This window comes from Pseudomonas trivialis (assembly GCF_001439805.1).
Lineage (GTDB): Bacteria > Pseudomonadota > Gammaproteobacteria > Pseudomonadales > Pseudomonadaceae > Aquipseudomonas > Aquipseudomonas trivialis.
Genome location: NZ_JYLK01000009.1, coordinates 31030 through 49549, shown reverse-complemented (window position 1 = coordinate 49549; position 18520 = coordinate 31030). Strand labels below are relative to the sequence as shown.

General features: G+C 61.3%; 20 protein-coding genes. 7 read left to right on the top strand and 13 right to left on the bottom strand.

Features of this window, described 5'->3' with window-relative positions; all coding sequences use genetic code 11:
* Positions 1-3 precede the first annotated feature (3 nt).
* Positions 4-1905 (bottom strand): 3-dehydroshikimate dehydratase QuiC, encoded by a 1902-nt coding sequence (gene quiC, locus TU79_RS14755; protein ID WP_057008665.1) that lies wholly within the window; start codon positions 1903-1905, stop codon positions 4-6.
* A 213-nt stretch (positions 1906-2118) separates the two neighbouring features.
* Here quiC and TU79_RS14750 point away from each other — a divergent pair, with 213 nt between their 5' ends.
* Positions 2119-3453, top strand: a complete 1335-nt coding sequence (locus TU79_RS14750) for an MFS transporter (protein WP_057008664.1) — start codon at positions 2119-2121, stop codon at positions 3451-3453.
* A gap of 1 nt (position 3454) precedes the next feature.
* Here TU79_RS14750 and TU79_RS14745 read toward each other — a convergent pair whose 3' ends face one another.
* The gene (locus TU79_RS14745) at positions 3455-4333 is read right to left on the bottom strand and encodes a DMT family transporter (protein ID WP_003236935.1); all 879 of its coding nucleotides are present in this window, start codon (positions 4331-4333) and stop codon (positions 3455-3457) included.
* A gap of 185 nt (positions 4334-4518) precedes the next feature.
* On the opposite strand from TU79_RS14745, the gene TU79_RS14740 reads away from it, so the two are divergent.
* Genes TU79_RS14740 through TU79_RS14730 form a run of 3 tightly spaced genes read left to right on the top strand, consistent with a single transcriptional unit; the run spans position 4519 to position 6848 of the window.
* On the top strand, positions 4519-4935 hold the full coding sequence (locus tag TU79_RS14740) for a lipoprotein (RefSeq protein WP_057008663.1): 417 nt from the start codon (positions 4519-4521) through the stop codon (positions 4933-4935).
* A gap of 53 nt (positions 4936-4988) precedes the next feature.
* The gene (gene ypfJ / locus TU79_RS14735) at positions 4989-5876 is read left to right on the top strand and encodes a KPN_02809 family neutral zinc metallopeptidase (RefSeq protein WP_057008662.1); all 888 of its coding nucleotides are present in this window, start codon (positions 4989-4991) and stop codon (positions 5874-5876) included.
* Positions 5877-6848, top strand: a complete 972-nt coding sequence (locus tag TU79_RS14730; protein ID WP_057008661.1) for a hypothetical protein — start codon at positions 5877-5879, stop codon at positions 6846-6848.
* 53 nt (positions 6849-6901) lie between these two features.
* Here TU79_RS14730 and TU79_RS14725 read toward each other — a convergent pair whose 3' ends face one another.
* Genes TU79_RS14725 through TU79_RS14715 form a run of 3 tightly spaced genes read right to left on the bottom strand, consistent with a single transcriptional unit; the run spans position 6902 to position 8975 of the window.
* Positions 6902-7501: an HAD family hydrolase gene (locus TU79_RS14725; RefSeq protein ID WP_057008660.1), complete on the bottom strand. Its 600-nt coding sequence runs from the start codon at positions 7499-7501 to the stop codon at positions 6902-6904.
* A complete protein-coding gene (gene tesB, locus TU79_RS14720) occupies positions 7498-8367 on the bottom strand; it encodes an acyl-CoA thioesterase II (RefSeq protein ID WP_057008659.1) in 870 nt (289 codons plus the stop codon). Before tesB ends, TU79_RS14725 begins: the two co-directional genes overlap by 4 nt.
* Positions 8368-8405: 38 nt before the next feature.
* Positions 8406-8975 (bottom strand): GNAT family N-acetyltransferase, encoded by a 570-nt coding sequence (locus tag TU79_RS14715; protein ID WP_057008658.1) that lies wholly within the window; start codon positions 8973-8975, stop codon positions 8406-8408.
* Positions 8976-9050: 75 nt separating this feature from the next.
* Here TU79_RS14715 and TU79_RS14710 point away from each other — a divergent pair, with 75 nt between their 5' ends.
* Positions 9051-9971, top strand: coding sequence for a histone deacetylase family protein (locus TU79_RS14710; RefSeq protein WP_057008657.1), 921 nt, complete (start codon positions 9051-9053; stop codon positions 9969-9971).
* Positions 9972-10142: 171 nt separating this feature from the next.
* On the top strand, positions 10143-11369 hold the full coding sequence (locus TU79_RS14705) for a TIGR03862 family flavoprotein (RefSeq protein WP_057008656.1): 1227 nt from the start codon (positions 10143-10145) through the stop codon (positions 11367-11369).
* Positions 11370-11435: 66 nt separating this feature from the next.
* Here the strand turns inward: TU79_RS14705 and TU79_RS14700 are convergent, their stop codons facing one another.
* From TU79_RS14700 to TU79_RS14680, 5 genes are all read right to left on the bottom strand, one after another.
* Positions 11436-11939 (bottom strand): hypothetical protein, encoded by a 504-nt coding sequence (locus tag TU79_RS14700; protein WP_057008655.1) that lies wholly within the window; start codon positions 11937-11939, stop codon positions 11436-11438.
* Between the two features lie 268 nt (positions 11940-12207).
* On the bottom strand, positions 12208-13545 hold the full coding sequence (gene rhlE1 / locus TU79_RS14695) for an RNA helicase RhlE1 (RefSeq protein ID WP_057008654.1): 1338 nt from the start codon (positions 13543-13545) through the stop codon (positions 12208-12210).
* Positions 13546-13593: 48 nt separating this feature from the next.
* The gene (yedA, locus tag TU79_RS14690; RefSeq protein ID WP_057008653.1) at positions 13594-14490 is read right to left on the bottom strand and encodes a drug/metabolite exporter YedA; all 897 of its coding nucleotides are present in this window, start codon (positions 14488-14490) and stop codon (positions 13594-13596) included.
* 113 nt (positions 14491-14603) lie between these two features.
* Positions 14604-14867, bottom strand: coding sequence for an acyl carrier protein (locus TU79_RS14685; RefSeq protein WP_057008652.1), 264 nt, complete (start codon positions 14865-14867; stop codon positions 14604-14606).
* Positions 14857-15423, bottom strand: a complete 567-nt coding sequence (locus tag TU79_RS14680) for a hypothetical protein (protein ID WP_057008651.1) — start codon at positions 15421-15423, stop codon at positions 14857-14859. The genes TU79_RS14685 and TU79_RS14680 overlap by 11 nt, the downstream gene beginning before the upstream one ends.
* 492 nt (positions 15424-15915) lie before the next feature.
* Here TU79_RS14680 and TU79_RS14675 point away from each other — a divergent pair, with 492 nt between their 5' ends.
* Positions 15916-16212 carry a DUF3077 domain-containing protein gene (locus TU79_RS14675; protein ID WP_057008650.1) on the top strand — a complete coding sequence of 99 codons (297 nt, stop codon included), beginning with the start codon at positions 15916-15918 and terminating at the stop codon, positions 16210-16212.
* A gap of 237 nt (positions 16213-16449) precedes the next feature.
* Here the strand turns inward: TU79_RS14675 and TU79_RS14670 are convergent, their stop codons facing one another.
* The 3 genes from TU79_RS14670 to TU79_RS14660 all read right to left on the bottom strand — a co-directional run bounded on the left by TU79_RS14670 (position 16450) and on the right by TU79_RS14660 (position 18409).
* Positions 16450-17061 (bottom strand): 3'-5' exonuclease, encoded by a 612-nt coding sequence (locus TU79_RS14670; protein WP_057008649.1) that lies wholly within the window; start codon positions 17059-17061, stop codon positions 16450-16452.
* 25 nt (positions 17062-17086) lie between these two features.
* Positions 17087-17563, bottom strand: a complete 477-nt coding sequence (locus TU79_RS14665; protein ID WP_003236960.1) for a LabA-like NYN domain-containing protein — start codon at positions 17561-17563, stop codon at positions 17087-17089.
* A gap of 117 nt (positions 17564-17680) precedes the next feature.
* Positions 17681-18409, bottom strand: a complete 729-nt coding sequence (locus tag TU79_RS14660; RefSeq protein ID WP_057008648.1) for a DUF2076 domain-containing protein — start codon at positions 18407-18409, stop codon at positions 17681-17683.
* Positions 18410-18520: the final 111 nt, after the last annotated feature.

Here is an 18520-nt window from a genome sequence, read left to right as displayed (position 1 = left end):
GTATCACAGACGCGCCTGACGAACCGCGCCGCTGCGCGACTTGGCCATCGCCGCCAGACGCACCGCCACGTTCGCCGCGCCATAGCCGGCGTAGCCATTCTTGCGCTGCAGGATCTCGAAGAAAAACCGCCCCTCGAATGGTTCGGTGTACACGTGAAACAGCTCACCCCCCTGGGCGTCGCGGTCGTACAGCACGTTGTAGTACGCCAGCTCGCTGAGGAACTCGTCGTCGAAATCAAACCGGGCGGCGAGGTCGTCGTAGTAATTGAGCGGGATATCCAGCAGCGGCACCCCGGCGTCCTTGGCGCGGCGCACCTCGGCGAAAATATCCGCGCAGTCGAAGGCAATGTGGTGCACGCCCGAGCCGCGATAGCTCGACAGTGCGTGGGAAATGGCGGTGTTGCGGTTCTCGGAGATATTCAGCGGCAGGCGAATCGAGCTGCAGCGGCTGCGCAGCGCGCGGCTTTTCACCAACCCGTAAGGGTCAGGCAACACCACTTCGTCATCGGCCTCGAAGTCGAGCAGGCTCTTGTAGAACAGCACCCAGCTGTCGAGGCTGTCGGCCGGCAGCGCCATGGCCATATGGTCGATGCGCAGCAGCCCGCCGCTGGCGGATGGCGCCGATTGCAGGTTGAAATCCGTGTCGTACAGGCCGCCTTCGCTGGGGTCCACCAGGTAAATCAGGCTGCCATCCGGCGCACGCACGGCAGCCAGCTCCAGCTCATTGGGCCCAACCAGGCCGCGATAGGGCTGGCCCTTGAAGGCCACGGCACGTTGCAGCGCCTTGGCACTGTCCTTGACCCGAATCGCCGTGGCACATAACGACGGCCCATGGGCCTCGAAGAAGTTGTGGGCGAAGGAATAGGGTTCGCAATTGAGGATCAGGTTGATATCGCCCTGACGCAGCAGGCTCACATTTTTCGAGCGGTGCTGCCCGGCCCTGGCAAACCCCAGCCGCTCCAGCCAATGGGTGAGCTTGGCGCCGAGGCTTTCATCCACGGCGAATTCGAGGAACTCAATGCCGTCGTACTCGCTGGCGGCAGGCGTTTCAAAGAGGATATCGACCGGCGCGGCAGGTGCCTGCTCGGCCAGGCGCTGCCGGGTTTTCTCTTCCAGGTACAGCAGCGAGCGCAGGCCGTCGGCCGCATTCGCGCGCGTGGGGGCGGCCCGAAAACCATCGTTGAAGATTTCCAGGGACAGCGGCCCGCTGTAGCCGCTCTGGATGATCGGCGCAAGAAACCCCGCCAGGTCGAACTCACCCTGACCCGGGAAGCAGCGGAAATGCCGGCTCCACTCCAGCACGTCCATGGCCAGGATCGGCGCATCGGCCATCTGCACAAAGAAGATCTTGTCGCCCGGTATCTGGGCGATGCCACTCGGGTCGCCCTTGAGCGACAGCGTGTGAAAGCTGTCGAGCAACACGCCCAGGGCGGGATGATCGACCTGGCGCACCAGGTTCCACACCTGCTGCCAGGTATTCACATGCTTGCCCCAGGCCAGCGCTTCGTAGCCAATGCGCAAGCCTCGACGACCGGCGTGTTCGGCCAAAAGGCTGAGGTCATCGAGGAGGATGCGTTCATCGCCCACGCAATCGGCCGAGGCGTTGCTGCATACCAGCACCAGGTCGGTGCCCAGTTCCTGCATCAGGTCGAACTTGCGCTCGGCGCGCTCCAGGTTGCGCGCCAGGCGGTCGCGGCGGCAGCCTTCAAAGTCGCGAAACGGCTGGAACAAGGTGATGGCAATTCCGAGGTCGGCACACATTTGTCTAACTTCGCGCGGGCTCCCGTCGTAATACAACAGGTCGTTCTCGAAGATCTCAACCCCATCAAAACCGGCGGCGGCAATGGCTTCGAGCTTTTCCGGCAGGGTGCCGCTCAAGGAAACGGTAGCGATGGATCGTTGCATGGAGTTCTCCCGGCACGTGTTGTTTGTGGCAAATTATTCGCCCCCAGCCAACACGCAGCAATCATAATGTACGAACCGGTTAGTTTTTGGTGCGATTATCGAACACTAGCCGATTTGGCGAATTGACGATTTTTTAACCGCTGCGCACCATCGATCTCGTAAGAAAAGACCCAGAACACACCATAAAAATTTCAAAAAAACGGGTACGACCTCATGCCTTTGCAAAACCCTACCCTGGCCACGCGCCCGGGCACCCCGCACGCCGGCATCGGCGACAAGATCCGCGGCGCCCTGGCCGTGGGTAAAACTCGCTGGGGCATGCTGGCCCTGGTGTTCTTCGCCACCACCCTCAACTACATCGACCGCGCCGCCCTGGGCGTGATGCAACCGATCCTCGCCAAGGAAATGAGCTGGACGGCGATGGACTACGCCAACATCAATTTCTGGTTTCAGGTGGGCTACGCCATCGGCTTCGTGCTGCAGGGCCGCCTGATCGACCGAGTGGGTGTGAAGCGTGTGTTCTTCTGCGCCGTGCTGTTGTGGAGCCTGGCCACTGGCGCGCACGGCCTGGCCACCTCGGCAGTGGGCTTTATGGTGTGCCGCTTTATCCTGGGCCTGACCGAAGCCGCCAACTACCCGGCCTGCGTCAAGACCACCCGTCTGTGGTTCCCGGCCGGTGAACGCGCCGTGGCCACCGGTATCTTCAACGCCGGCACCAACGTCGGCGCCATGATGACGCCGATGCTGCTGCCGTTGATCCTGCACGTGTGGGGCTGGCAGGCGGCGTTCCTCTGCATGGCGTCGCTGGGCGCGTTGTGGCTGGTGTTCTGGGGTTTGAAGTACTACAACCCGGAAGACCATCCGAGCGTTAAACAATCGGAACTGGACTACGTGCAGCGGGAAATCGAGCCGGAGCAACCGGGCGTTCCGTTCAGCCGCATCCTGCGCATGCGCGGCACCTGGGCTTTCGCCATCGCTTACGCCCTGACCGCCCCGGTGTTCTGGTTCTACCTGTATTGGCTGCCGCCGTTCCTGAACCAGCAATACAACCTGGGCATCAACGTGACGCAGATGGGCATCCCGCTGATCATCATCTACCTCACCGCCGACTTCGGCAGCGTGGGCGGCGGTATCCTGTCGTCGTTCCTGATCGGCCGTGGCATGAACTCGATCAAGGCACGACTGCTGTCGATGCTGCTGTTCGCCTGCTGCATCGTCGGCGTGATCATGGCGGCCGGCTCCAGCCAGCTGTGGGTCGCGGTGTTTGCCATCTCCCTGGCCATCGGCGCGCACCAGGCCTGGACCGCCAACATCTGGAGCCTGGTAATGGACTACACGCCCAAGCACATGATGAGCACGGTGTTCGGGTTCGGCGGGATGTGCGCGGCCATCGGCGGCATGTTCATGACCCAGATCGTCGGCCATATCCTCACGGTGACCAACAACAACTACACGGTGCTGTTCACCCTGATCCCGGCGATGTACTTCATTGCGCTGACCTGGATGTACTTCATGGCCCCGCGCAAGATCCCGACAGTAGACGTGTAACTCAACGACGCCGCTGCTGCCAGGCAGCGGCCAGCCCGCTCATGCAGATCACCCCGATGCCGACCACCGTGGTCATGTCGGGGGTATGACTGAACACCAGCCAGCCCAGCAACCCCGCAAACACGATCTGGCAGTAGCCGAACGGCGCCAGCAATGCCGGCGCCGCGAAGCGGAACGCCTGGGTCAACATCAAGTGGGCGGTCATGCCGCAGGTACCCAGCGCCAGCATCATCACCCCGTGCCACAGGCTCGGCACGTGCCAGAAGAACGGCACCATCGCACTCATCACCAGGGTGTTGCACAGCCCGGCGAAAAAATTGCTGGTGGTGGGCGTGTCGTATTGGCTGAGGATACGCGTGAGCAACTGGTAGAAGCAGAAGAACAGCGCCGAGCACAACGGCAGCAGCACTGCCGGGGTAAACAGCTCGCCGCCGGGGTGGATGATGATCACCACGCCGATAAACCCGCAGATCACCGCCAGCCACTGGCCCCGCGTGACGTGCTCGCCCAGCAGCGGCACCGACAGCGCGGTCACCAGGATGGGCGCGAGGAAGTTCACCGCCGTGGCTTCCGCCAGCGGGATGTAATGCAGCGCCGTGGTGAAAAACAGGCTGGTGCCCAACAGGCACAACGCCCGCACCACCTGCATGCCGGGGCGTTTGCTGCGCAGTACGCGCAGGCCCGACTGGGGCAGGAAGATCCCGGCCATCAGCAAGGTGTGCACCAGGTAGCGTGCCCACACCACCATCACGATCGGGTAGAACCCGGCCAGGTACTTGGACAGCGCGTCGTGGCTGGAGAACAGGAACGTCGCCACCACAATCAACAGGATGCCTTTGAACGGATGGTTGACGCCGGAAAGGGGGGTACTGACAGTCATTGAATTCTCTTGTGTGGCGAGTTAAACGCGATGGCACTCAACCGAATAATCTAGCAGCCGGGCAAGGGTCTGCCCTCAGAGCATAACCAAACACCGGGCGAACAGCGCACTAAATCACCGGGTTTGGGTCCAACCCTGCACGCTCACGCCCGCATTGCACATTTTTTAACCAAGGCCTGCCCGCCATGAAAAAAACCTTGTTCCTGCTCTCCACCCTGGCCTTGCTCGCCGCCTGTAACCATGAGGACAAGGCACCGGCCAAACCTGCGCCGCCGTCGGTGCAGGCGACCCTGGTGCCGCCCACCCCGCCTACCGACCAATGGGTGGGCAAATGGATCGGCGTCGAAGGCCTGAACCTCACCATCGCCAAGGACGACGCCATTGGCCGTGGGCACTACATCCTGACCATGCAATACGGCCTGGATGCCGGGGACACCGGCACCTTCAAGGGTGAAGAAGCCGACGACGGTATCGCCTTCACCCGCCCGGACGGCCCGCAGATGCTGCGCGCCGGGGACGGCGAGGCCACTGGCCTAAAATGGCTGGCGGATAAAAAAGACTGCCTGATCGTCGCCACCGGCGAAGGGTATTGCCGCCAATAAGGCCATACTCCATCAATATTTTTTGTAGGACCTTTCATCAAGAGGATTGCACCATGCTATGGAAAAAAGGCCGACGCAGCGACAACGTGGTGGATGCCCGGGATGACAGTGGCGGCGGCGGTGGCGGCATGCGCTTCGGCGGCGGCAAGGGCCTGAGCCTCACGGCGATTGTGCTGATCGTCGGCATTGGCTGGCTGACCGGCCAGAACCCGATGCAGATCCTCAGCGAGCTGACCGGCCAGGCCGAACAGGCACCTTCCGTGAGCCCACAAACGCGTCAGGCACCCCCGGCCAACGACGAGCAGGCTGATTTTGTGCGCGCCGTGCTGGGCGACACCGAAGACACCTGGGGCCAGGTGTTCAAGGAAAACGGCCTGACCTACACCAACCCGAAACTGATTCTGTTCCGTGGCCGGGTGAATTCCGCCTGCGGTGGCGCCACCTCGGCCAGCGGCCCGTTCTACTGCCCGGCCGACCAGCAGGTCTACCTGGACCTGGATTTCTTCCGGGAAATGTCACAACGTTTCCAGGCCGCCGGCGACTTCGCCCAGGCCTACGTGATCGCTCATGAAGTCGGGCACCACGTGCAGACACTGCTCGGCATCTCGGCCAAGATTCAGACCGCCCGCCAGCAGGGCCGTCCGATGGAAGGCGACGGCGGCTTGCTGGTTCGCCAGGAGCTGCAAGCCGACTGCTTTGCCGGGGTGTGGGCCAACCGTGCGCAAAAGCGCCTGAACTGGCTGGAACCGGGCGATATCGAAGAAGCGCTGAATGCCGCCAACGCGATTGGCGATGACCGCTTGCAGCAACAGGGTCAGGGCCGCGTGGTGCCTGACTCGTTTACCCACGGCACCTCGGCGCAAAGGGTTCGCTGGTTCAAGACCGGCTTCGCAGGTGGCCAGATCACTCAATGCGACACCTTTGCAGCCAAGAGTCTCTAAATGAACAAACGATGGGGTGTGTTGCTGGGTCTGCTCGTGTGCTGTTCAACCCTGGCGGCCGAACACGGCGTCAAGGAGGTCAGCCCTGACCGCTTTCACCTGCAGGCCGGCGACCTGAGCCTGGGCTTGAGCCAGGACTGGCGCCAGCCGATGCCCCAGGTCACGCGGGCGCTGATCATCGTGCATGGTCGCCTGCGCAACGCGCAGACCTACCTGCGCAGCGGTGTCGATGCCGCCCGTCAGGCCGGCGTCGGCGCTGAAACGCTGGTGATCGCGCCGCAGTTTCTCAACCAGGCGGACGTGAAGCGCAACCACCTGAGCGATCAAGTGCTGCGCTGGCATGGCAATGACTGGATGGGCGGCGCATCGTCCACCGGCCCGGGCCAGATCAGCTCGTTTGGTGCTCTGGACCAGATCATCAAACACCTGAGCGACCGCAAACTGTTCCCGGCACTGAAGCAAATCGTGGTCGCCGGCCACTCCGGAGGCGGCCAGGTGGTGCAGCGCTTCGCCCTCACCGGCCACGCTCACCCGCCCCTGCAAACCGAAGGCATCAGCCTGCGTTACGTGGTGGCCAACCCGTCGTCATACGCGTATTTCAGCCCGCAACGCCCGGTGAAATTCGACGCCGCCCGTTGCCCGGGCTTCAACGACTGGAAATACGGCATGCAAAACCTGCCCGACTACGCCAAGGGCCAAGGGCCCCAGCAGTTGGAGCAGGCCTACGTGTCGCGGGATATCACCTATTTGCTGGGCCAGCAGGACACCGACCCCAACCACCCGGCGCTGGATAAAAGCTGTGAGGCTGAAACCCAGGGCGCGTATCGGTTGATTCGGGGGCACAACTATTTTGACTACCTCAAGCTGCGGCATCCGCAATTGAGTCACAGGCTGGTGGAAGTACCCGGCGTGGGGCATGACGGCGACAGAATGTTCACCTCGCCGCAGGGCCAGAAAGCCCTGTTCAACTGATGAAACCGGATAAACATGTGGGAGGGGGCTTGCTCCCTCCCACCTTTTGATTTCTATTGACTGGCCTGGATCATCCGACGCAAAGCCCCACAATCCTCGGCATGCCAATCCGCCAGCTCCGGCCACGGGTTCTGCGGCAGGTTCACCAACACCGTCCGCGTCCCCGCCGCCCGTCCGCAGTCCAGGTCGAAGCGGTAATCCCCCACCATCACCATCTCGCTCGGAGCCACACCCCAGGCGGCCGCCAGCTTCAACAATCCACCCGGCGCAGGCTTGGGCGGCGCGTCTTCGCGGCCCAGCACATCCTCAGCAGCAAAGCAGTCCGCCAGACCGATCGCCGCCAGCGTGACATGCGCCAGCTCCCGCGCGTTGCGGGTCAGGATGCCCAAACGATAACCGCGCGCAGCCAGTTCGCGCACCAGCGCCACCGCACCCTCGGCTGCCGTCGAGCCCAGCGCCAGTTCGCGCTCGTGCTCCAGCAGCCAGGCATGTTTGGACGCTGCGATATCGGCCGGCAACGCGGCCAGATGGGTAAGGATGTCGTCTTCGGGCGGTATGCCCAGGGCCACGCGAATGGCCGCAAAGTCGTGCACTGCCACGGTGAGGGTACCGTCCATGTCGAACACCCAGTGCTTAATCTCTGCCAGGCTCATGCCCAATCCTTGCGATGGCGAATCAGGCCTTCCTGGGTCACCGACGCCACCAGTTGCCCGGCGCGGTTGTACACGCTGCCCCGCGAAAACCCGCGGGAATTGCCGGCCCACGGGCTGTCCATGGCGTAGAGCAGCCAGTCGTCGGCGCGCAGGTCGGCGTGAAACCACAGCGCGTGGTCGAGGCTCGCGACCTGCATATCCTTTTGCCACACGGTCTTGCCATGAGGCAGCAGCGAGGTTGTCAGCAGGCCGAAGTCCGAGGCATAGGCCAGCAGGTACTTGTGCAGCGCCGGCGCATCCGCCAGGGCGCCATCGGCGCGAAACCACACGTATTTGACCGGGTCGGACGGCTGCGGGTTGAACGGGTCGCGCTCGGTGACCGGGCGCACTTCGATGGGCTTGGGGCACAGCAGCTTGTCGCGCATGTGCTCGGGGATCAGGTGCGCGCGCTGCTGGGTCAGCTCCAACTCCGACGGCAGGTTTTCCGGCCCCACCACAACGGGCATGGTGGTCTGATGCTCGAAGCCCTCCTCGCCGTACTGGAACGAGGCGCTGCAGGTAAAAATCGGATTGCCCTTCTGGATGGCCGTCACCCGGCGCGTGCTGAAACTGCCGCCGTCACGCACGCGGTCCACCGAATACACCACCGGCAAGGCAGCGTCGCCGGGGCGCAGGAAATAGCCGTGCAAGGAATGCACATGGCGCGTCTCTTCCACGGTCTGGCTGGCGGCCGACAACGACTGGCCGAGCACCTGACCGCCGAACAACTGGCGAAAACCCAGGTCCTGGCTGCGGCCGCGAAAGAGGTTTTCCTCAATCGGCTCCAGGGTCAGCAAGTCCACCAGATCTTCCAATACTTGGCTCATAGAGCAACTCCTACAATCTACGGGGCATTCCGGGCTGCTTATCCGTGCAGCGTGTCCAACCATTGGTCGCGGGTGATGCGATACAAAACATGGGGGCGCAGCGGGTCATCGGCTGCAACCTTGGGGTGTTCAAAATCTGCCTGGGGATCGTAATGCATACCGATGGCCTGCATGACTTTTTGTGATGGCAGATTGGTCTCGGTGGTGAAAGCGACGATGTCATCCAACTGCAAGCGGTCAAACCCACTGCGCAGCGCGGTCCAGGCCGCCTCGCTGGCGTAACCCAGCCCCCAGTGTTCGCGGGCCAGGCGCCAGCCGATTTCCACTGCGGGAGTAAACCCGGCGTCAAAGCCGACATGCTGCAAGCCGGTAAGGCCGATGAATTCGCCGCTGTCCTTGCGCTGCAAGGCCCACAGGCCAAAGCCGTATTCAGCAAAATGGCCGCGAATACGACCAATCAATGCGGCGCTTTCCAGGTGGCTCAAGGGGGACGGAAAATAGCGCATCACCTGCGGGTCGGCGCACATGCGTGCAAATTCCGGCAGGTCGCTGTCGCGCCATTGGCGCATGATCAGGCGTGCGCTGTGCAATTCAAGTATCGGCTCCATGGGTCCCCTCCCTTGCCATGTGCGAGAGTGTACAGCGCTGGTAAGATCGTTCGCAGGTTCCCGTCAGAAAATCCCATGCCTTTGCCATTGATCTACCACGATGACTACAGCCCTGAGTTCCCGGCAGACCATCGGTTTCCCATGGACAAGTTTCGCCTGTTGCGCGACCACCTGGTGTCCACCGGGCTGACCGAAGACAGCCGCCTGCTGCGCCCCGAATTGTGCCCGCCGCAGATTCTGGCCCTGGCCCACGAACCTGGCTACATCGCACGCTACATGAGCGGCGAACTGTCTCGCGAAGACCAGCGCCGCCTCGGCCTGCCCTGGAGCGAAGCCTTGGCCAGGCGCACCGTGCGGGCGGTCGGCGGTTCCCTGCTCGCCGCCGAACAAGCCCTCGAACACGGCCTGGCCTGCCACCTGGCCGGCGGCACCCACCACGCCCACTACGATTACCCGGCGGGCTTCTGCATCTTCAACGACCTGGCGGTGATCAGCCATTACCTGCTGGCCAGCGGACGGGTCAACCGCGTGCTGATCTTCGACTGCGATGTGCATCAGGGCGACGGCACCGCACGCATCCTCCACGACACGCCGGACGCCATCACCGTGTCGCTGCACTGCGAAAAGAACTTCCCCGCGCGCAAGGCCCAAAGCGACTGGGACATCCCGCTGCCCATGGGCATGGGCGACGCCGATTACCTCAAGGTGGTGGACGATGCGCTTAACTACCTGCTGGCGCTGTACCAGCCCGACCTGGTGCTGTACGACGCCGGCGTGGATGTGCACAAGGACGACGCCCTCGGCTACCTCAAGCTGACAGACGCAGGTGTGGCCGCCCGCGATGAAGCCGTGATGCGCCACTGCCTGGGCCGCGACATTCCAGTGATGGGCGTGATCGGCGGTGGCTACAGCAAGGACCGCCCTGCCCTCGCACGCCGCCACGGCATCCTGCACCACAGCGCGCAGCGGGTATGGACGTCATCAGGTTGTCACTGAATGCTGGGCGTTACCCACAATGGCTGTGGAACGGCCTGTGGATAACTTGAGCGTAAGCGCCTGTAGGCATTTATCCATAAGGCCTGCAGGAAAGTGTACGTTTTTTGATCAGGCAGCTGGCGTCGCGTCCGGTAGAATGCCCGGCTTATTCACAGCATCGTAGCCCTGCCCATGCCTCAGACCCCACCTCACCACGTCACCCTCATCGGCGGCGGCCCAGCCGGGCTGATGGCCGCCGAAGTCCTGAGCCAGGCCGGCGTACGGGTGGACCTGTACGACGGCATGCCCTCGGTGGGGCGCAAATTCCTGCTGGCGGGGGTGGGCGGCATGAACATCACCCACTCCGAAGCGTACCCGGCGTTCGTGGCCCGCTATGCCGAACGGGCGCCGCACCTGGCGCCGTTGCTGCGTGAGTTTGGTGCCGAGGCGTTGTGCGAATGGATCCACGGCCTGGGCATCCAGACCTTTATCGGCACCTCAGGCCGAGTATTTCCTGCCGACATGAAAGCCGCACCGCTGCTGCGCGCCTGGCTCAAGCGCCTGCGCGACCAGGGCGTGGCTATCCACACCCGGCACCGTTGGCTGGGTTGGAACAGCGAGGGCGATTTACTTATCCACAGCCCGGACGGCGAGAAAACCGTGCGCAGCGATGCCGTGTTGCTGGCCCTGGGCGGCGGCAGTTGGTCACGCCTGGGTTCCGATGGCGCCTGGCTCAAGTTGCTGGAAGACAAAGGCGTGCCCTACGTTCGTCTGCAACCGAGCAATTGCGGGTTTGAGGTGTCGGCCTGGAGCGAATTGATGGTCAGCAAATTCGCCGGCGCGCCGTTGAAGAATGTCGCCATCGGGCTGGGTGACGACAAGCCTCGGTTGGGCGAATGCGTGATCACCGCCACCGGCATCGAGGGCAGCCTGATCTACGCGCTGTCAGCGCCGATACGTGAGGCCATCAACCGTGATGGCGCGGCCACCGTGCATATTGATCTGCTGCCAAGCAGGCCGCTGCACACTGTGCAGGCCGCACTGGCTAAACCGCGCGGTTCGCGCTCGATGAGCAAGCATTTGCACAGTCAACTGGGAGTGGACGGCGTGAAGGCGGCGCTGTTGCGCGAGTTGACCCCGGCTGAGCACTTCAATGATCCCGCGCAGCTGGCGGTGGATATCAAGGCGTTGCCGTTGACCCTGGTGAAGACACGGCCCATCGATGAGGCCATCAGCACCGCAGGCGGTGTGCCGTTCGAGGCGCTGGATGAGCGCTTGATGCTCAAGCAATTGCCGGGGGTTTTCTGTGCGGGGGAGATGCTGGATTGGGAAGCACCGACCGGCGGGTATTTGCTGACGGGATGTTTTACCAGCGGACGCGCGGCGGCGTTTGGTGTGTTGGCGTGGTTAAACCAATAAGGACAGTGAGCGCGACCGGGTCCAATACTCAACCGAAGTCGAGATTGGACTGAGTGATCGCAGCCTTCAATTAATTTTGAGCGGCGGCCGGATAGCGTTGAATTTCGAAACTTCCATGTTTAAAAACTCATCACCCTCAGGCAGCACTCGCTTTAACTCGTGTACGTAATCACGATTAAGAATATAGCGTTCATAAGGGAAGCCATGCTCAGCCTCGCTCAACGCCACCTTATAGTCAGTCGTCAGTCGCCGGCCCTCTTCTTGACCTTGAAACGTCAGGGACCGCAAGTCATTGATTAAACTATGCAGTTCATCGTCTGTCGCGCCAGGAGTCTGCTTATAAAAGGCAATCAATTCTTTTAGATCATTGACTGCCAACGCAATTTCACCTTGTTCCTGGTGGCTCTTAACGTTGGAAAAACGCTCCGTTAATGCCGCCTTGTTGCGGTCTTGCACCTCACGTTCATCCGATGCTGTCTTTTTCGAAATTTCTCGACTTGCAACAGCACCGCCAATAATACCTAATCCACCCAGCGCGGCTACGGCAAATGGAACAAGAAATACTGCCATACAGAAACCTCCAATTTATTCATGGGGATCAAAAAGTTGAAGCCCATTTTATTGGATGAAAGTAAAACATCAGTTCCAGGAGGGTATTTTTTAAAGTAACAACAAACGACCGTTGCATTGCCTGCCACAACACTAAAGAGCGATCAGCTGCCGTAAGCAGAGCCCACTCATCTATCACCAGTGGGTTGCCGCGCAGTAGATTGCACACTGCCTACATGAGCGAGATTGCCTCGCCCACTGCACTCAAAACCGTCTCGATACCCGCTACTTACTTTTTCTTGCGCGGCCCGGTATTGAACACCGGCACCTTGCGCACCGGCTTGATCGAAGGTTCGGCAGGCGCTAAATCCCCACTCTCCACCCACTTGCCCAAATTGCGCTTGCCACCACCACCGCCAGACGCCTTGGGCTTCTTCGGCTTTTTCGGCTTCTTCACCACCTGCCCGCTGGCATCGGTGTCCGGCACGCGGTGCTCGGGTTCGAAGTCCGGCTCCATCTTGCGGGTCAGGGTCTGACGCGTGAGCATCTCGATGGCCGACAGCATGTTCACTTCATCGGCGCACACCAGGGAAATCGCCTCGCCGGTGTTGCCCGCACGCCCCGTACGGCCGATGCGGTGGATGTAATCTTCGGCGACGATCGGCAGGTCGAAGTTGACCACCAGCGGCAGGTCTTCGATGTCCAGGCCACGGGCCGCCACATCGGTGGCCACCAGAATCTGCACGTCACTGCTCTTGAAACGGTCCAGCGCACGCTGGCGGGTGGCCTGGGGTTTATCACCATGAATGCCGTCGGCGTTGATGCCCAGCCCTTGCAGCTTGTCCACCAGCGCATCCACGCCGTTGCGGGTCTTGGCGAACACCAGCACCTGCTTCCAGCGGCCCTTGCGCATCAGGTGCACAAACAGCTCGGCCTTGCGCTTCTTGTCCACCGGCACCACCCACTGCTTCACGGTGTTGGCAGCGACGTTGCGCGGGCTGACTTCAATGCTCAGCGGGTCATTGAGCATCTGCCCGGCCAGCGTGCGAATCTCATCGGAGAAGGTCGCGGAGAACAGCAGGGTCTGGCGCTTTTTCGGCAGCATGCGGTAGATGTTCGCCAGCTCTTCGGAGAAGCCCAGGTCGAGCATGCGGTCAGCTTCATCCAGCACCAGGGTTTGCAACTGGTTGAGTTTCAGCGCGTTCTGGCGGAACAGATCGATCAGGCGGCCGGGCGTGGCGACCAGAATGTCGACACCCTTGCGCAGCTTCATCATCTGCGGGTTGATGCTCACGCCGCCGTACACCGCGTAAGTGGTCAGCGGCAGATTTTGCGCGTATTCGGCGACGCTGGCATGAACCTGCTCGGCCAGTTCGCGGGTCGGGCACAGGATCAGCGCGCGCGCCGAGTTGGCGGCGACTTTCGGCCCCTCCATCGTCAGCAATTGCAGCAGAGGCAAGGCGAAACCGGCAGTCTTGCCGGTGCCGGTCTGGGCCGCTGCCATCAGGTCGCGACCGGCCAGCACCGCCGGAATGGCTTGCGCCTGCACCGGCGTCGGGGTCTGGTAGCCAAGCGTCTCAAGGGCGCGCAGCAAGGGTTCGATCAGGCCAAGGGTGGCGAAAGTCATGTGTTTACCGTAGGAAAAATTCAGCGCAAAGGCGTAATGCGCGGCAGTTTACCTTATTTCCGGTTTGCGCTTGCGCCATTGGGGCAGGCTGATCAGCAACACCGCGCTGATGATCACCAGCATCGCGAAGGCTTCTTCCAGGCCGATGGTTTCACCCAAGAAAACGATCCCCAGCAAGACGGCGACGGCAGGGTTCACATAGGCATAGCTGGTGGCGGCCGCCGGGCGTACGTTCTTGAGCAGGTACATATAGGCATTGAAGGCGATGATCGAGCCAAACACGGTGAGGTAGGCCAGGGCCAGCCAGCCTTCCAGCGGCGGCAGGGCTTTGAGGTGCTCGCCGGACAGCGCACTGACCAGCAACAGCGCCACACCCGCCACCAGCATTTGCGCCGCACTGGCCATGGCGCCCTGAGGCAGCGACAGTTGCCGGCTCCACACCGAGCCAAACGCCCAGGAAGCCGCGGCTATCAACAGCAGCACTGCGCCCATCGGACTCGATTGCAGTGTGCTGCCCATGTTGAGCATGGCAATGCCGATAATCCCCAGAATCACCCCCGCCCACTCCAGCCGCGTATTGCGCGCGCCCCAAAAGTAGCCGCACAGCAAGGTAAACAGCGGCACCGTCGCCACCGCCAGCGCAGCCACACCGGACGACACACCCATATGCTCGGCCACACTGACGCCGCCATTGCCCACCGTGAGCAGCAAAATACCGATCATGCCGGCGGCCTTCCACTGCGGCCAGGTCGGCGCCGGCACGCCACGCCATCTGAGAAAGCCATACATCAACGCGCCCGCCGTGCAGAACCGAATCCCTGCCAGCAGCAACGGCGGCCAGTATTCCACGCCAATGCGAATCACCAGGTAAGTGGAGCCCCAGATGACGTACAGCGCGAAAAAGGCAGCGATCAAGGGCAAGGGAAAGCGACGGGGGCCAGGCATGGGGCGGCTCTATGGCAGGAGATGGGTGCTTATTTTAGGAAGACGGATTGTTAAACATAAGTTACAAAACCTGTTTAAACGGGCCGTACACTTTTCGGAAGGGGGTGGCTGGTCTACTGAATAGCCGAGCGCTGAACGATTAAATCGATAACCTGCCCGATCGTAGTGACGTGATCCCAATCATCCTGAGTCGCGCGCAGTTTGAACTGCCATTTGATCTGCATGACGAAGCAAGTCAGGTCATCATCAATAATCTTGAAGTCATGGACGAAGTCGGTTTGCTCCGTCACCTGAGTTCGGTCGATGAAGCCAATGATATCGACGAATAGCTGAATGACTTTTTCGCTGATTTCGGCTCTGGTCAGATCACCTTCCATTTCTTGCCTCATAGGCACACTTGCCAATACTGACTAAATCAAAGATCGCCAGCCCCGCTGCAACGAAGGGAATACCTCGCCCGATAATCCCGAATACCCGAACGGTGCCAAACGTTGCTTTTGCCATTCTGGCCACCGTTGGTTGCCTGATCAATGTACGAGGAAAAAAACGCATTCCAATCAAGCTCGCCAGATTCGTCGTTTTGCTGGAACCGACGTGGACCCAGGCGCCCACGGCAATTTTGCTGATGGGTATACCTGCCGCGCCAGTGATAAGCGTTGCTGCAGTCAAGCCGTAGTGCTGCTGCGTACATTTCCATAGCTCATCAAACGTAGTGCCAGGCGCCGAAGAGTCCGAATGAATGGGCCGCACTAACTGGTAGCTGGCTCCATGGCTCCAGCCCGTTGAATCAGGCAACACCATGACTGCCGGGCAGCTTGTCATCGTGTTCCCCAAATGAAACGCCATGTTTGAGGCTGAGCCGAAATCAATGCCTTTTGATTTGAGTTCAAACATGCCCCGCATGATCGCCGTATGAAGATCGCTTTCCTGCATGACGTAGTCCTTTTACGTAAATGACAGGCGCAATGTTAGGTCGAGGCAAAGGGCGATAAATGGGCGAAGAAAAAAACAGAAAGATCTGACGGTGCGTTAGCTGATCGGCCTACTGACCATTCAGAAAGAGCGGAAAGGGCTCCACAAACAGCTGATAGTTTAGTGGCCAGCAAGACCGATCCCTATCATTTGCGGGACGTTTCCGAGAGAATCCCACGGCCTTGTTTCCGTCGGATCAGGTAGCTAGTCTCGCTCGGTCATTGAGTTTTCGGTGACCGGACGTGCAAGTCCGGCGGCAATAAGAATTACAAATCAACGCAGCTTAGCGCTCAGCTTTTGCTTGGTGCTTGCCAGTTATGGCAGCTGTGCGTGGGAGACCTTCGGGTCTGCTGGGTTTTACTTCTTGCCCCGGTCTTGCACACCTACGCACAGTTGCCACCCTCTTCGCGTGCAAGCGGACGGTGCCAACTTCTTCCAGCAAGGAGTTTCACCATGGTCAAAGTCACCCCTGATCCACCCCGCTTCCCCAGCGAAGACGCCCTGCTCCATCGCCGCGCCACCGACCACTATCTCAAAGCGTCCGCCCCGGATGCGCCCACCTTCATCCTGAATGACAACCTGAGCTTCGAAGACGCCCTGGCCCATGCGGCGGATTTGCTGCAGTGCGCAGTGGAGACCGCGCATTCGTCCAGGGACGCCATGAACGCGCAACAGCTGGCAGTGATGCATTTGGTGGAAATGGCGAAAGGGGTGGTGGATCGGGCGTTGGAGTGTGTGCAACCGCGGTAGGCGCAAGCGCACACATGTGGTGAAGCGGCTTGTTGTGGCGAGCGGGCTTGCCCCGCGTTGGGGTGCGAAGCGCCCCCAATGAAGGAAAACACCGTGTATCTGACACTGCTCAGAGCCTGGTTTTGGGGCTGCTGCGCAGCCCAACGCAGGACAAGCCTGCTCGCCACAGGGAATTTGCGCTTAACTGAACGGCATTGGGGCAAGCCCGCTCACTGTTGACGAAACGGTTTCGCAGGCTCAAAACCCGCGATGTTTCTTCAGGTGCTCATTGATCTTCGCCGCCGGCACTTTCTGCAAGGTGCACAGCAAATCATGGGACAGTTCGCGCACGCCGTGGGTGCGCCGTAACTCCTGGGCCAGATGCGCCGTGAGGTTGGCCGCCATCTCCGCATCCGCCAGCGCCCGGTGGGCCTTGCCGGTGTGGGGCAGTTGCGCGTAGCTGTTGAGGGTGCCGAGTTTGTGGTTCGGCGCCGCCGGCATCAGGCGGCGGGCCAGCAGCAGGGAGCAGGCGAATTTTTGCAGGCGGGTGCGGCGGATCAGGCCCAGCTCGAAGTCCCAGAACTTCTGGTCGAACGCAGCGTTGTGCGCCAACAGCGGCGTGGTGCCGACGAATTCGTTGACCTCATTCATCACGCGCTCGGCCGACGGTGCGCTGCGCAACATCGCGTTGCTGATGCCGGTGAGCTGTTCGATAAAGCCGGGCACGCGTACGCCGGCGTTCATCAGGCTCTGATAACGGTCGACGATTTGCCCACGCTCAAGAATGACCACGCCAATTTCCGTCGCGCGGCAGTGGCTGCTCGGCGTGATGCCGGTGGTTTCAAAGTCGATGACCGCTATGCGTTCCAAACCTGTTTGCACTCCGTCCAACTATTTATTTGAGCAGCAACGCGCCTTCAATCGGCACGTAGCGGCTGGCGGCGCGTATCAGCGAATTGGCGGTCAGGCCCGGTACGCCGTAGGCCACGGCCTCAACGCCATGTTTATTGATGACGCGGTCGAGCAGCATGTCGAAGTCGCCGTCACCGGAGGCCAGCACGATTTCGTCGACGTGGTCGGCGGCGTCCATGATATCGAGGGTGATGCCCACGTCCCAATCGCCCTTGGCCGAGCCGTCGCTGCGCTGGATGTACGGCTTGAGTTTGACCGTAAAGCCCAGGTTGCGCAGGATCTGCTGGAATTGCTGCTGCTTGCTGTCGCCACGGTCGATGGCATACGCATACGCCTCGACGATCTGCCCGCGCGCGCTGATGTCAGCCCACAGCGCGGCATAGTTGAAGTGGCAACCATAGGCCTGGCGCACGGTGTAGTAGAGGTTCTGTACATCGGCGAACACTGCAATTTTCTTCACCGCACTTCCTCATGACAGCCAGGCGTCAGGGCCCGGAAAGGGTGCCAGTATGCCAGCCACAGGAAAGTTTCCGGAAAAAATCAGACCGGGACGACGGCGCGCCCCGGTCCCGGTGTGTCAGACGAAGGTATCGTCGTCGCCGAAGGAAGAGGAGTCGTCGGCATAATCGTTGTCGGCGAAGCTGTCGGCGTTGTTGCTGCCCCAGCTGTCATTGCCGGCAAATTTCTGGTCGTCGTTGCCCCAGTTGCCTTGATCGCTGGCCGGCGCCGGTTGTTCGATGATTTCCTCCACCACCTGCGGCTGCTGGTTGTGGTGGAACAGGCTGCTGATGCCTTCGGCCAGCAACACACCACCGGCCACGCCGGCGGCGGTTTTCATCGCGCCGCCCAGGAAACCGCTGCCCACGGGTGCTGCAGCCGCCGCCTGGGGGGGCTGCTGATAGTTCTGCTGCGGTGCAGGCTGGCCGAATGCAGGCCGCGCGGGTTCACGCCAGCCACCGCCGGCATTGGACGGCGCAGGCGGGGTATCGCGCGAGCTGCCGCCAAAGAGGCTCGACAGAAAACCACCGCCGCTCTCCGGCACCGATTGTGCGGATTTGGCCCGCTGCAACTCGTCCTGCAACTGCTGGATCTGCTGCGCCTGCTGCTTGTTCTGCGCATCCAGGCTTTTCAGCGCCTGCTCCTGCACCAGGATCGACTGGGTCATGTAGTACCCGGCGGCCGGTTGGCGAGTCATGTGCTCCTTGATCCGCGCTTCGGCCTGGGCGTCGCGGGGGGCTGAGTCCGTTTCGGCTTGTTGCAACCGTGAAAACAGTCCATCGATCAGGGTTTGCTCTTCGCTGTTCATGGCGACCTCGTTAGATTGCCGGTAGAAATCAGGGTCCTGCCTGTGATCAGGCCAGGTGCGTGCTAGTTATGGGGGTGTTACGAGTTGTTTCAATGGTCTTTACGCAAGGTT